The sequence below is a fragment of the Pararhizobium sp. IMCC21322 genome (assembly GCF_030758295.1).
In the GTDB taxonomy this organism is placed as follows: Bacteria; Pseudomonadota; Alphaproteobacteria; order Rhizobiales.
Map to the genome: position 1 here is coordinate 4,095,291 of NZ_CP132335.1, position 13,709 is coordinate 4,108,999.

The 13,709-nt window shown below is 52.9% G+C and carries 11 protein-coding genes; 7 read left to right on the plus strand and 4 right to left on the minus strand.

What is annotated here, in order from left to right:
- Positions 1–195 precede the first annotated feature (195 nt).
- Positions 196–1,740 (plus strand): tetratricopeptide repeat-containing sulfotransferase family protein, encoded by a 1,545-nt coding sequence (locus tag RAL91_RS19375; protein WP_306257895.1) that lies wholly within the window; start codon positions 196–198, stop codon positions 1,738–1,740.
- A gap of 274 nt (positions 1,741–2,014) precedes the next feature.
- On the opposite strand, the gene RAL91_RS19380 is transcribed toward RAL91_RS19375, so the two are convergent.
- Both RAL91_RS19380 and RAL91_RS19385 read right to left on the minus strand, forming a co-directional pair.
- On the minus strand, positions 2,015–2,668 hold the full coding sequence (locus RAL91_RS19380; RefSeq protein WP_306257896.1) for a YrbL family protein: 654 nt from the start codon (positions 2,666–2,668) through the stop codon (positions 2,015–2,017).
- Between the two features lie 130 nt (positions 2,669–2,798).
- On the minus strand, positions 2,799–3,734 hold the full coding sequence (locus RAL91_RS19385; protein WP_306257897.1) for a neutral zinc metallopeptidase: 936 nt from the start codon (positions 3,732–3,734) through the stop codon (positions 2,799–2,801).
- 198 nt (positions 3,735–3,932) lie between these two features.
- On the opposite strand from RAL91_RS19385, the gene carB reads away from it, so the two are divergent.
- The 5 genes from carB to RAL91_RS19410 all read left to right on the plus strand — a co-directional run bounded on the left by carB (position 3,933) and on the right by RAL91_RS19410 (position 10,344).
- Positions 3,933–7,178, plus strand: a complete 3,246-nt coding sequence (carB, locus tag RAL91_RS19390; protein ID WP_306257898.1) for a carbamoyl-phosphate synthase large subunit — start codon at positions 3,933–3,935, stop codon at positions 7,176–7,178.
- A 125-nt stretch (positions 7,179–7,303) separates the two neighbouring features.
- A complete protein-coding gene (gene greA, locus RAL91_RS19395; RefSeq protein WP_306257899.1) occupies positions 7,304–7,777 on the plus strand; it encodes a transcription elongation factor GreA in 474 nt (157 codons plus the stop codon).
- Between the two features lie 38 nt (positions 7,778–7,815).
- Positions 7,816–8,565 carry an MOSC domain-containing protein gene (locus RAL91_RS19400; protein ID WP_306257900.1) on the plus strand — a complete coding sequence of 250 codons (750 nt, stop codon included), beginning with the start codon at positions 7,816–7,818 and terminating at the stop codon, positions 8,563–8,565.
- Positions 8,566–8,590: 25 nt separating this feature from the next.
- Positions 8,591–9,517 (plus strand): endonuclease/exonuclease/phosphatase family protein, encoded by a 927-nt coding sequence (locus RAL91_RS19405; RefSeq protein WP_306257901.1) that lies wholly within the window; start codon positions 8,591–8,593, stop codon positions 9,515–9,517.
- A 72-nt stretch (positions 9,518–9,589) separates the two neighbouring features.
- A protein-coding gene (locus RAL91_RS19410) for an IS5 family transposase (RefSeq protein WP_371932440.1) occupies positions 9,590–10,344 on the plus strand; the annotation gives its coding sequence in 2 pieces (ribosomal slippage) (positions 9,590–9,931 and positions 9,934–10,344; 753 coding nt in all).
- Positions 10,345–10,457: 113 nt separating this feature from the next.
- On the opposite strand, the gene RAL91_RS19415 is transcribed toward RAL91_RS19410, so the two are convergent.
- Complete coding sequence (locus tag RAL91_RS19415; RefSeq protein ID WP_306263011.1) at positions 10,458–11,036, minus strand: dual specificity protein phosphatase; 579 nt, start codon at positions 11,034–11,036, stop codon at positions 10,458–10,460.
- A 368-nt stretch (positions 11,037–11,404) separates the two neighbouring features.
- Here RAL91_RS19415 and RAL91_RS19420 point away from each other — a divergent pair, with 368 nt between their 5' ends.
- Positions 11,405–12,415, plus strand: coding sequence for a LacI family DNA-binding transcriptional regulator (locus RAL91_RS19420; RefSeq protein WP_306257903.1), 1,011 nt, complete (start codon positions 11,405–11,407; stop codon positions 12,413–12,415).
- 137 nt (positions 12,416–12,552) lie between these two features.
- Here RAL91_RS19420 and RAL91_RS19425 read toward each other — a convergent pair whose 3' ends face one another.
- On the minus strand, positions 12,553–13,689 hold the full coding sequence (locus tag RAL91_RS19425) for a substrate-binding domain-containing protein (RefSeq protein ID WP_306257904.1): 1,137 nt from the start codon (positions 13,687–13,689) through the stop codon (positions 12,553–12,555).
- Between the last annotated feature and the right edge of the window lie 20 nt (positions 13,690–13,709).

Consider the following 13,709-nt stretch of genomic DNA (forward strand, 5'->3'; position numbering starts at 1 on the left):
CAGTGCAGACGGATTCTTATGACCGCTTGATGACGTCTGCCGACGGAGGCGCATCTGAGTATTTGACTTGGTCTGACAGGTGCGAATAGTTTATCGCCCATAGCGCAACCAGCAACAACCCGCCCACAGTCTGGATCGGCACGAGGTCTGAATCGGCACAAGGGCAAGTGGGTTGTCAACATTCGAGACCCCATTGTGTCCCAAAAACCCTTCAAAACCGCAACTCTGCCAGGCAACGAGAAAATCACGCCATCCAATCCCTTGCAGGATGCATTCATCAGGCTGGATCAATCGGAGCGGCTGCGTCAGGCTGGCAAATTTGAAAAAGCCCGGAAAACCTGTCTGGCATTGCTTAAGGATCATCCCAATTACATGGCCGCCCTGCACACGCTCGGGCTGATTTACGCTGGCATGTCAAATTATGAGCAGGCGCTGAATTGCCTGGTCCGTGCTGCCATGCAGAACCCGCGCAGCATTGCCACTCTGACCGCATTGAGCGGCGTGTATCTGGAGTTGAAAGCGCCTGAAACCGCAGCCTATACGTTGGAACAGGCCAGAGCACTCGATCCGAAGGATGTCAATGTATTGGTCACACTCGGTGAAATCTACCGTGCCGAAATGGAATATGAGGATGCCAAACAGGTATTCGCCGAGGCTCGGACGATTGATCCTGATCTGGCACCAGCCACCGCCGGATATGGATGGGCCTGTTCATCCCTTGGGGAAAATCGAGATGCAATTGCCGCCTTCGAACGCCTGCTCACCGGTGGCGACAAACGCTTTGAACCTCTCGCTGCGCTCGCGGCCCTGCCAACCCTATTGCTGAAGGTTGATCTTCTGGACGAGCTTGATGCCTATCTGAAAGGGCCTGACCAAAGCGATTCTGACCCCACGATGATTGCCTTTATCCGTGCTGCCGCGCTGGACAAAGCCGGGCGTCACCAGGAAGCCTGGGACGCCATGATTCCGGCGAACAAGGCAATGCTGAAAATTTCAAGGGATAACGCCGAGCGCACGCGCGAACGTCAGAGCAAAACCCTGTCTCTGTTGCGCTCGAATTCAGTAAAACCCGCTACAGATGCACAGGGCGAAACCAGCCCGACAACTTTGTTCATCCTTGGTCCTTCGCGGTCGGGCAAGACATCAATGGAAACGATGGTGGCCAATCTGAAAGGTGTCAAGCGTGGTTACGAAAACCCGTGCGTAGATACGGCCATCCGCCAGGCCTTTCAGGGTGCCGGTCTGTTGACAAACCGCTATTTTGAAGTGCTGCCACCTCAGCTCTATCCCCAGTGTCGAAAAATCTATCTTGAGGAATTGAACAGGCGCGCAGGCACAGCCAAAGTGTTCACCAATACACACCCTTCACGGATCAACGATGCGGCCCTGATGTCGATTGTATTTCCCAATACAAAGTTTCTTTTTGTCAAGCGCAACGCGGATGATATCGCTTTGCGAATCTTCATGCGCCACTACCAGAACGAAAACAGTTATGCATATGATATGGACATGATCCGCGAGCACATAGACTGGTATCATCAGATGATGGATTTGATGGAGCAGAAGAACCCGGAAAATGTGCGCATCGTCCGGTATGAGGATATGGTTGAGAACCCAGCCGCCGCACTGAAGGTCGCAGCTGATCTTTGCGGACTTCCAATGCCGAAAGATCCTGTTCTGTCAGTTGGCGATGATCGGGGATGCGCCGAACCCTACAAAGACTTGATTGCTGCAGCTTGACCGGCAGTATTCTGAGAGACAGGTCGGCTGATACAAAATCAGCTTCTTTCACTTTGTGAAGTGGCAGGTCTTTTCAGTCTATCCAGCCGCGTTCAGCCGAGTGTTGTAACGCGGTGGGTAAACTCCGGTCAGACTGGCACACGTTTCAACTCCGGATTCTTTGGCTGCCTCCCGTCAGACCTGGTGATCAGCGTCAGGCTTTGCGCCTGCAATTTATTATTCTGCGCTGCCCGGCCGGACCAATGGTGGCGACGTAAATTGCAAGGAGCACGATTTATGAATGCCCACCGAGTTTTACCGAAAATTTGGTCTTTGCGCGTTCCAAAAGCCGTTTGACACGCCGTCTTGAGACCCAGGAAAACAAATCTGCTGCGGGCACCAGACTTCGGTCTTCAAGGAATTTCAAATCAAAACACATGAGCTGCGGAGAGTGGCCGGGGCGATCGAGAACCGCAAGGTTTTCAATTCCAAGGCCCACATTTGGAACATCTGTCATCACGAAAAACGCAATCAATTCATCATATTGTTCCAGGATTTGCTCTTTGGAGAGCAATTCAAGAGCGATCTTTTTTTGCTCAAGCACTTTCAAATCATAAATCTGCTCTTCGTGACCGGAGCCGAGCTTTTCAAACACCAGTCCTGGGCCAAGATTGGTCTCGATCGATCCGAAAAAAGCCGGAAAAAACCGCGAATCATACTGACCGGCATTTTTCAGCAATTCAATAGACCGCAACTCGCGCTCATTGCCGTCCATATCCAGACGCCGACCCATCGACCAGAACCGTTTTCGATTTCTGGCTCGCTCACGGCCCTTGTAATGAACGACTTTGATCAGCTTTGAGTCATCATCCGGGTGAGAATAAGTGCTGCGGTGCGCACCCCGGCCGAGTAAAAACCGGTCATCAAGGACCGCATCAAATACATTCATGTCTTTACCGGAACCAGAACAAAAAATCACGCAATTGCGCGGCAGCTGCTGCCACGATTTCCAATTGTTTATTGTCTAGTGGAAAACCGTTGGCTTCACAAACGCATAGCAAAATCAGGTGCAATAGCGCCTATATCCGCGTATCGTCAAAGGTGTTGCATTGTGACGTGTCGCCTGTATCAAAGCCTCGGCGGAACCAGTGCTGACGTTGCTCCGACGTGCCATGATTGAAGCTCTCTGGAACCACATAGCCCTGTGTTCGATTCTGGATCGCATCATCCCCAATCTGCGTTGCAGCGTTAAGGGCCTCTTCCAGATCACCGCGTTCCAGCAACCCACGCTTTTCAGCGTTAAAGCCCCATACGCCCGCAAAACAGTCGGCCTGCAATTCCACACGCACCGACATGGCATTCGCTTCGGTCTTGCTCATGGTTCGGCGTGCCTTGTTGAACTGAGGCAGAACACCAAGAAGGTTCTGCACATGATGCCCGACTTCATGGGCCAGCACATAGGCCTGGGCAAAATCACCCGGCGCATCGAAGCGCTTGCGCAGCTCATCATAGAAGGACAAATCGATATAAATCTGCTTGTCACCGGGACAATAAAACGGACCCGAAGCAGAAGAAGCAAAACCGCAGGCAGACTGCACCTGTCCGGTAAAGAGCTGAAGACGCGGCTCTTCATATTCGCGGCCACTGGCGGTAAAGATGGCGTTCCATGTGTCTTCGGTCTCAGCCAGAACCGTGGAGATGAAGGCCTTCATCTCGTCATTCCGTTCAGTACCAGTAGATTGTTGTGTGGGCCGCGATTGCTCAAACGGGATACCGCCTCCCGAGCCACCGGACAGGCCGCCCAGCAGCTGCATCGGGTTTATGCCGAACACAAACCAGGCAACGCCAGCGACAACAACAAGCGTCAAAATTCCCTTACCGGATCGTCCACCTTTGCCCGAAGGCAAGCGCATGCGCCGGGAAGATGCGCGGCGTGTGGGCAAGCGAAAACCGCCCCCGCCCGATCCACGTCGGTCGTCAACATTTGAACTTTTGCGACGGCCTTTCCAGCGCATGGTAATTCCTTGATCTATGGCTCATTTGAACTGAAACGCGAGATTGGCCCAGAGTGGACACAGGAACAACCAATAATTCTTGGGTCTCGCCCTTCCACACCGGGTTCTAATCGCTTATAGCAGCGTCAAACATCCCTACACATCCGGCATAGGTCGCGTCCGGCCATCCGCAACCACAGACTTGCTAGAAGATCCACCATGCCAAAACGCACAGATATCAACTCCATCCTCATCATTGGTGCTGGCCCCATTATCATTGGGCAAGCCTGCGAGTTCGATTACTCGGGAACCCAGGCCTGCAAGGCGCTGAAGGAAGAAGGTTACCGGGTCATCCTGGTCAATTCCAATCCCGCGACAATCATGACTGATCCGGATTTGGCAGACGCCACTTACATTGAACCCATCACACCCGAAATCGTTGCAAAGATCATCGAAAAAGAGCGCCCCGACGCGTTGCTGCCCACCATGGGCGGACAGACTGCGTTGAACTGCTCATTGTCTCTGCGCAAAATGGGTGTTCTTGAAAAATTTGGCGTGGAAATGATCGGCGCAACTCCTGAAGCCATCGACAAGGCTGAGGATCGCGATCTCTTTCGCAAAGCCATGGATAAGATCGGTCTGGAAAGCCCCCACTCCCGCCTCGCCCACTCCATGAGCGAAGCAATGGAAGCGCTGGAAGTCATTGGATTGCCGACCATTATCCGGCCCAGCTTCACCATGGGCGGCACCGGTGGCGGGATCGCCTATAACCGCGAAGAATTTCTGACAATCGTAGAAAGCGGTCTGGATGCATCGCCAACCACGGAAATCCTCATTGAGGAATCCATTGTCGGTTGGAAAGAATATGAAATGGAAGTTGTCCGCGACAAGGACGACAATTGCATCATCATCTGCTCCATCGAAAATGTGGATCCAATGGGAGTGCATACCGGCGACAGTATCACGGTCGCCCCTGCCCTGACACTGACCGACAAGGAATACCAGATCATGCGCAACGCATCCCTTGCGGTGCTGCGTGAAATTGGTGTTGAAACCGGCGGCTCAAACGTTCAGTTCGCGGTCAATCCGGCAGACGGGCGCCTTGTGGTCATCGAGATGAACCCGCGTGTGTCGCGCTCATCAGCCCTTGCGTCAAAAGCCACAGGCTTCCCGATTGCCAAGGTCGCAGCAAAACTGGCTGTTGGCTACACGTTGGACGAGTTGGAGAACGACATTACCGGCGGTGCGACGCCAGCGGCTTTCGAGCCAACCATTGATTATGTTGTCACCAAGATACCGCGCTTTACATTTGAAAAATTTGCCGGCGCACAACCAATTCTGGGCACCGCCATGAAATCGGTTGGCGAAGTCATGGCGATTGGCCGAACCTTCCAGGAATCCCTGCAAAAGGCGCTGCGTGGCCTTGAAACCGGCTTAACAGGCCTCAATGAGGTGGAGATACCCGGCCTAGGCCTGGGAGATGACAAAAACGCCATTCGCGCAGCTCTTGGCTCGCCAACACCTGACCGGTTGCTGAAAGCTGCACAAGCTATGCGCCACGGCCTCAGCGATGACGAGATTTTTGCAGCCTGCCAGATAGACCCGTGGTTTTTAGGGCAGATGCGCGATCTGATCAATCTGGAGGAGCGCGTGCGTGCCCACGGACTGCCGCAAACCCCTGGTGCCCTGCGCAGCTTGAAAGCATGCGGTTTTTCGGACAATCGTCTGGCAGAATTGGCAGGTGTAGCGCCAAAGGATGTTCAGGAACTGCGTCACAGCCTGAATGTACGCCCGGTGTTCAAGAAGATCGACACCTGTGCCGCCGAATTCGCCTCGCCCACCCCTTACATGTACTCCACTTATGAAGTCCCCTTCGGTTCTGAACCTGTGGATGAAGCAGAGCCGACAGATGCAAAAAAGATCATCATTCTGGGCGGCGGACCCAACAGGATTGGACAGGGCATAGAATTCGATTATTGCTGCTGCCATGCCGCTTTCGCGCTGCATGATGCCGGTTATGAAACCATCATGGTCAATTGTAACCCTGAAACAGTCTCGACAGATTACGACACGTCGGACCGCTTGTATTTTGAATCCCTGACAGCCGAAGACGTTCTGGAAATTGTCCATACGGAAACCTCAAATGGCAGTTTGCATGGTGTTATCGTGCAATTAGGTGGGCAAACACCGCTGAATCTGGCCCAGGCACTGGAAGATGCAGGCGTTCCCATTCTGGGTACTCCGCCAGATGCAATTGATCTGGCCGAAGATCGTGATCGCTTCAAAGCACTGCTGGATCAGGTGAAACAGAAACAACCGGAAAACGGCATTGCCCGATCCGGTGAAGAAGCCCGCGATATTGCAGAACGGATCGGTTACCCGGTTGTCATTCGCCCATCTTATGTTTTGGGTGGCAGGGCCATGGAAATTGTCCGCGATACCGCACATCTTGAGCGTTACATCACCGAAGCCGTGGTTGTCTCTGGATCATCGCCAGTCCTGATTGACAGCTATCTGTCTGATGCCATTGAAGTAGATGTGGACGCTATTTGTGACGGCAAAGACGTCTTTGTTTGCGGAATCATGGAGCACATTGAGGAAGCTGGCATTCACTCTGGCGACAGCGCCTGTTCCTTGCCGCCATTCTCTCTGGGTCCCGACGTTCTGGAGCAATTGGAACAACAGACAAAAGCCATGGCTCTGGCCATTGGTGTCGTTGGTCTGATGAATATGCAATACGCCATCAAGGACAATGACATTTATGTCCTTGAGGTTAATCCAAGAGCCAGCCGCACAGTGCCGTTCGTCGCCAAAACCATTGGCATGCCGGTCGCAAAACTTGCCTCGCGTGTTATGGCTGGCGAACGTTTGGCGGACATGGATCTGACAAAACCTGTCTACGATCACATAGCGGTCAAGGAAGCCGTCTTCCCGTTTGCGCGCTTTCCCGGCGTCGACACGGTTCTTGGACCGGAAATGCGGTCAACCGGTGAAGTTATGGGGCTGGACAGCAGCTTTCCAATTGCTTTTGCCAAAAGCCAAATGGGCAGTGGCACCAAAGTGCCGGTCGGCGGCAAGGTATTCGTCTCTGTGCGAGACAAGGACAAAGCACGCATTTTGGACACAATTTCCAAGCTTCAGCGCCTTGGCTTCTCAGTTGTCGCAACAAGCGGAACCGCCCGTTACCTGACCGAACAGGGCATCACCTGCACCAAGGTCAATAAAGTTCTGGAAGGGCGTCCGCACATCGTCGATGCCATAAAGAACAATGAAATCGCCTTGGTATTCAACACCACCGAAGGCGCACAGGCCCTGACAGACAGCCGTTCCCTTCGTCAGGCAGCCCTGATTAACAAGGTTCCGTATTACACCACTTTGTCTGGAGCAATAGCTGCAACAGACGGAATTGAAGCCTTTGCAAGCGGGACGCTTGAAGTTCGAGCACTTCAGTCGTACTTTAGCTGATGTAAGTATCCGAGCTGGACCGCCTATTCTTACCGGAATGGGCGGTCAGCTTTTCTTTTTGTCTGGGCTTCACTGGCGCATGCGCATGCAATGCCAGTGACCCATTATTTGGAAAGGGGACATCTATGGACAAGATCCCTATGACTGCCGGCGGCAATGCAGCCCTGCAGGAAGAATTCAGACAGCGCACTCAGGAAGGGCGTCCGCGTATCATCGCAGCCATTTCGGAAGCACGCGCCCATGGCGATCTTTCGGAAAATGCCGAATATCACGCTGCAAAAGAAGCGCAGAGTCACAATGAAGGCCGCATCGCAGAGTTGGAAGACCAGCTTGCCCGCGCCGAAATCATCGACATTTCCAAACTGTCCGGCGATACGGTCAAGTTTGGTGCTACCGTAAAACTGGCTGATGAAGATACTGATGAAGAAATCACTTATCAGGTTGTTGGTGACGCCGAATCTGATGTGAAGGCGGGCAAGATATCCATTTCATCGCCTATTTCCCGCGCCTTGATTGGTAAATCTGTGGGCGATTCCATAGAAGTGTCCGCACCGGGCGGTGCGCGTGGCTATGAAATTCTGAGCGTATCCTTCATTTAGAATCAAACCCGTTTGCTTAGGGGTAAATGATCGTGCAATTGACCGATATTTTTCGTTACCCCATAAAGGGTCTTGCACCGCAGAGCTTGCCTTTCGCTGATTTGGAAGCTGGCAGACCTATGGCTGGCGACAGAAAGTTCGCGCTCGCCCATAGAGCTTCCAAATACGATCCGGCTGATCCGGTTTGGGTAAAGCGCAACAATTTTGTGGTTGTCGCTCTCACTCCAAAACTGGCAACCATCGCCACGCAATATGATGATGCAAACGGCACCATTACGGTGACCGACCATGATGGCGCAGATCATAGTTTTGATGTGTCAAAGCCAGACGATATGTCCCGCTTCGGGTCTCTGATTGAGAACTACGGCGGAGCTGCTCAACCGGCACCCTACACGCTGGCACATGTTCCCGGCGGCACCCTGGCCGATCGAGACACGCAAACCCTGTCATTGCACAACCGCGCCTCTCATGAGGCCGTATCCGCAAGCAGCAATATTGAACTGTCGAGACGCCGTTGGCGTGGCAATCTGTGGTGCGACGGCCTGCCAGCCTGGGAAGAGTTTTCCTGGATAGGGAAAGACATCAGCATCGGTTCGGTACGCTTTGCAGTTACGGAGCGCATCGAGCGCTGTGCTGCCACCAGTGCCAATACGTCAACAGGCGAACGCGATATAGATATGTTGTCTCATTTGTCCACAACCTATGGGCACCGTGATTTTGGCGTGTTGTGCAAAATTGTCTCCAGCGGCCGCATCCAGCCAGGCGACCAAATTCAGGTTCACAACTGATCCATTTGTATGAGGGAGCCGGTCAGTGGTCTTACGGATACTTGCCTATTGCGCCCTGTTGGTTCCGATCACCTTTACCGGCCTTGCAATAACAGGTCGCTGGTTTCGTCCAATGGACAGCTTTTCGCATTTTTTTCATTATTACGCTCTGGCTTTCGCTGGAATTGCCATCCTCGCTGCCCTGCTGAAACTCAAGGGACCGGCTGTGACGGCTGTCGTGTCACTCATCTGCACAACGCTGCTTCTTGGCCCCGCAAAACCCTTCGCATTTGCAATGGCAAAGCCGGAAAATGGTGTGGAAACCGGCACTTTGAAAATACTGACCTTCAATCTACTTTTTGCAAATGATCAGATCGACCGGGTCACGGAATATGTTGAGTTGCAAAATCCGGACATTGTCCTCCTGCAGGAAGTATCACCTATAAATGGTAAGGTAATTGAATTGCTGGAAGGCTACAGATTTCACCAAAGATGCCGGGTTAGCCCCGTTATGGAAACTGTAGTCTTGTCAAAAATGGAACCTACGGCTCAGGGATGTCTCCCAAACGCCGAGGCGCCATGGATGGATTTATCCCTGAATGGCAAACCAATCCGCACAATGTCCGTACATTTGAACTGGCCGTGGCCGTTCGGCCAATGGCCCAAGATTGATGACTTCAGAAATGATTTGGCAGCGTTACCCGAAGAACGGCCCATCATTTTGGGCGGCGACTTCAATGCAGTGCCCTGGAGTCAGGCAGTAAGAACGGTTGAAGGCATCACTGGGTCGACCATTGTGCCAGGATTTCGCGTTACGCTTTACGGATATAATACGCCGTTCAAAGTCCCGCTTCTGGTTCCCATTGACCAGATATTGCTGCCTGATGGTGCAACGGCCCAAAGCGCAATTGTAGGGCCTGAACTTGGGTCCGACCACCGGCCTGTGTCTGTGACATTCACTTTAAATGACTAGGGTCCAGACCCTTTAACGGGATTCCCAATTGTTTTGTTATGTGATTCAATCCCCTTTTTTGGAGGATTGCAAATGTCTGATTTGTTTTGGTTTTCCGATGCACAATGGGCTCGTATTGAACCACTATTGCCAAGCAACACACGTGGCTTGAAACGTGTTGATGATCGCCGTGTTTTGAGTGGCATTGTCCATGTCATCCGCTCCGGCGGTCGGTGGGTGGACGCTCCTGCTGATTACGGTCCCAGGAAAACCCTGTATAATCGGTTCCAACGCTGGGCAGAACGCGGCATATGGGAAGATATTTTCTCCGCACTTGCGGGGCGTGAAGATGTTCCGGACAGGCTCATGATCGATAGTACAATCGTCAAGGCGCACCGCTCTTCAAGTGGTGCAAAAGGGGGGCCTTGGCTCATGGTATCGGCTTATCAAAAGGCGGAAGAACGACCAAAATCCACTGCGTGACCGATGGACGTGGAAGGCCGTGTGTTCTGGCGATAACTCCAGGAAACACCAGTGATCACAAGGCAGCGCATCAATGTCTGGCAGCCATGCCACCTGCAACACATCTTATCGCTGACAAGGGCTATGACAGCACGGCATTTCGTGATTGGCTGACGTCCCGTGGCACTATTCCAGTCATTCCGCCACGCTCAAATCGCAAAATCCAATATCACTACGACAGGAAACTCTACCGTGAGCGAAACATCATCGAACGCACCTTCAATCGCTTCAAGGATTTCCGACGAATAGCAACCCGCTATGACCGAAAACTCAAAACCTATATGGCTGCACTGTGCCTCATCGCATCCGTGGTATGGTGGCTGTAAAGAGTCCGGACCCTAGCAACTGTATCCGTCATTGCGGTTGATGTTTCCATATCTGCCGCAATGACGGATACAGTTGCTAGAGCCTTTCGCTGCATAAATACCGCAAGCAGTGATTAGGATCGCCTGCTCTCATCGATCAGATTCAACACACTTGCTGCGCGCTCTGCCGCGTCGATCAGAGACTGTTTTGGTGTCTCGAACCATTCATCAGGATGCAACTCGCGGGTGACACGAACATGCGAAATCGCGTCGCTAAGTGTCGGAAACAACTCGGGTTTCTGGCGATGAAGGAATAGCGCAACGAGAGCCACAGACCGGCTGCGTCCGCCACGGCAATGCACGAGAACATTCCCACGCTTGCGGGTCGGATAGGATGAGCGCTCTGGCAAAGTTTGATCGAGAGAGCCTTCCAGAATGAAATAGGCACCAAGCATCATGTCGGCCGAGTTGCCGCCCCCATCTATCAGGCCGACCTTGTAAGTCCTGACAGGTGCGCTTCCCGCGCCGCGCTTTCCTGATTCTGCGGCATGTGTAAGCGTATCTGCATAGTTGATATCCAGATTCACAGCGCAATTAATAACTGTCGTAATACCATGTTCGTGCAATGCGTCGATATCACGGGCGCCTTCGGTGCCACTTATAAACAACGAGACGCCATCCGGCCCAAGCCCATCAGCAATGTGGCTGATCATTGGACGGTCAATCACAGGTGCCAATTTGCTCACGGAAACTCCTAAAGTTCAGCCGGGCAACACGTCGCATATGCGGGATGATCTCCGTTGACTGTCTGATCATTCCGGCACACTGATATCAGCAGTTCTTTGCAACCTGTCGAGTATTGCAATGCTGTGCACGCTATTCAAGAAAAATCCAACTGAACAATTGGGTTTCCGTCAAAGAATCAAAATGATCATGTTTTCAGTCGGTTGGTAGATATGGACAGAGCCAATTATTTTACCTAGGATACTTCAAGAAAGAGGCCTTCGTGGTGTCTCGGACCTGGTCTTCTGGTCAGATTTTTGCACAGCCGTGCAATACACACCGAACTCGGGTTTAAAGCGTGAAGCAGCCACAATCCAAATCTTTTGTGAACGCGCAGCAGGTTGCGGACCTTGCAGGGGTATCACGCTCCGCCGTCTCGCGAACCTTCACTGACGGCGCATCAGTTTCTTCCCAGACCCGCAAGAAGGTAATGAGCGCCGCAGAAGAACTTGGCTACCAGGTCAACCATCTTGCACGCGGGTTGATGAACAGGCGTAGCAAGATCGTGTGTATCATCTCCAGCGATATCGATGCGCCATATCAGGGAAAATTTATTGAAACATTGACCCGCCAGCTTCAGGCAACTGGCAATGTCGCGATGCTCGTCAATGCATCAGGCGACACCGGTCTGGAAAACGCCATGAACCTGACGCTTCAGTACCGTGCAGATGCCTCAATCGTATTATCAGGACAACCCAAGCAGAAGCTGATCGAGAACTGCATCAGCAACAGGCAAAGAGTGATCGTTGTGAATCGCGATCAGGCAGTTCTGGGGACCGAAAATATCGTTGTTTCAAACCGAAGCTCTGCTCGGGAGGCTTTTCACATGCTGCACCGTGTGGGATGTCGCAAACTTGCGTTTGTGACTTCCAGCCTTGGAACTCCAAGTTTGATATTGCGCGAGACTGCCTTCGTCGAAGAGGCCCGCAGCTTGGGTGTCGAGGTGTCCATCGCACGGGAAGGATCTACGACATATGCAACCGGCGCTGAGATTGCCCGAAAGCTGTTTAGTCGCCAATCCCGTCCCGATGGCGTGTTTTGCGTAACAGATATTATGGCGTGCGGTTTCATAGATGTGGCACGCACCGAGTTCGGGATTTCGATACCGGACGAACTCTGCGTCGTGGGCTTTGACAACATCGAGCAATCCGGGTGGTCTGCTTACAACCTGACGACGTTTCGGCAACCCTTGGAGGATATTTCGACCTATATTGCATCTTTGGTTGGCGATGTTCCAAGCGAATATACAAATGAACCGGTCCAGTTTTTCGCCGAGCCTGTCTGGCGCAGGTCTGTGCGCGCCAAATAGACGAGACCACCAGTCCCCTCAGTCCCGATCAAATCGTCACCGGACTGCATGTGGCTTTGCTCGATTGACCGCATCAAACGACCCTGAATATGTACTGTTCCGGGGCCAGACCTAAGCCCGGCCCCGGAATGAATGCGTCATCGTTTGTAGTGAATCCGCCAAAGGTCCTGCCAATCCTGACGCTTGTCAAAATCATCACTACCTGTGGCAGCGATATGCGGCGTCAGACGATCGGCGTAGGTAACGACGCCCGATACCTCGTCGGGATGCGGCGGCACAGCCGAATTACCGGACATCTTGCCGTCCTGCGTCATGGGCAGGACGCCCTCTTCGGTCATCATGTAATGCAGAAAGAGTTTCGCTGCATTTGGACTGTCAGAGCCGGTCGCGATCAGACCATACCCTGGCACTGCAAATCCTATGGATGGTTTCATGTCCTTGCACAGTCCCATCGCAAGACCCTCTGGACTGACATCGCGGTATTTGGCACTCGCAACAAGCCCAAAGAACGGCTTGTCCTGTCCACGGGTTCCAATTGCTTCGGCGGCACCGGAGGAGGAATCTGTCAACAGAGGCGCATTGGCCGCCAGTCGCTGGACCCAGGTAGCTGTAGCGCTTTGCTCACCTCTATCCAGCACCTTGCCAAAGTGCTCCTTATAGGCATCTGCCATTTCGTCATCAAAGTGGGTCTCCATCTGGTTAAACCAGTCACTAAAGGACGGCTTGTTCAGCGGGTCCTCCAGTGCAATGCGACGGTTCCACTCGTCTTCGGTAACTTCCCAGATGTTGCTGACCGGGCATTCGCCGCCATTCTCGTTATTGTAGGTCCAGAGCGCCGGATCACGCCAAACAACGAGCGGGTCACTGGACAATTCGCCGATTGTGTCCGCCATGTCGGGCGGGGTCCAACTTGTGACCATCCCCTCTGCCAGAAGAAGCGCCGACGCAGCTGCCGCATCAGCCGCGATGATAACATCGCCCACGACGTTACCGGCCTGAGATTCTCGCACGACGAGTTCGATTTGGGCTGGGCCCTTCGCCTTTGTCCCAATCGCCTCAATTCCATACTTCTCTGAGAAACCGGCAGCTGCCTTCTTGATCTTGCTGGTGCTGGAATAGATGGTGATACCGTCTTCCGCTTTGGCTGCTGCGATCAGCGCATCAAGGTCAAAGTCCTCGGCTATCGCAGGCACCGCGGTCAATGCGTATGCCATCGCTGCACTGGCGCAGGTGGCCCTCAGCCAACCTGTTTTGAAATTTTTTGTCGTCTTCATAGTCTTTCCTCCTTGAGTTT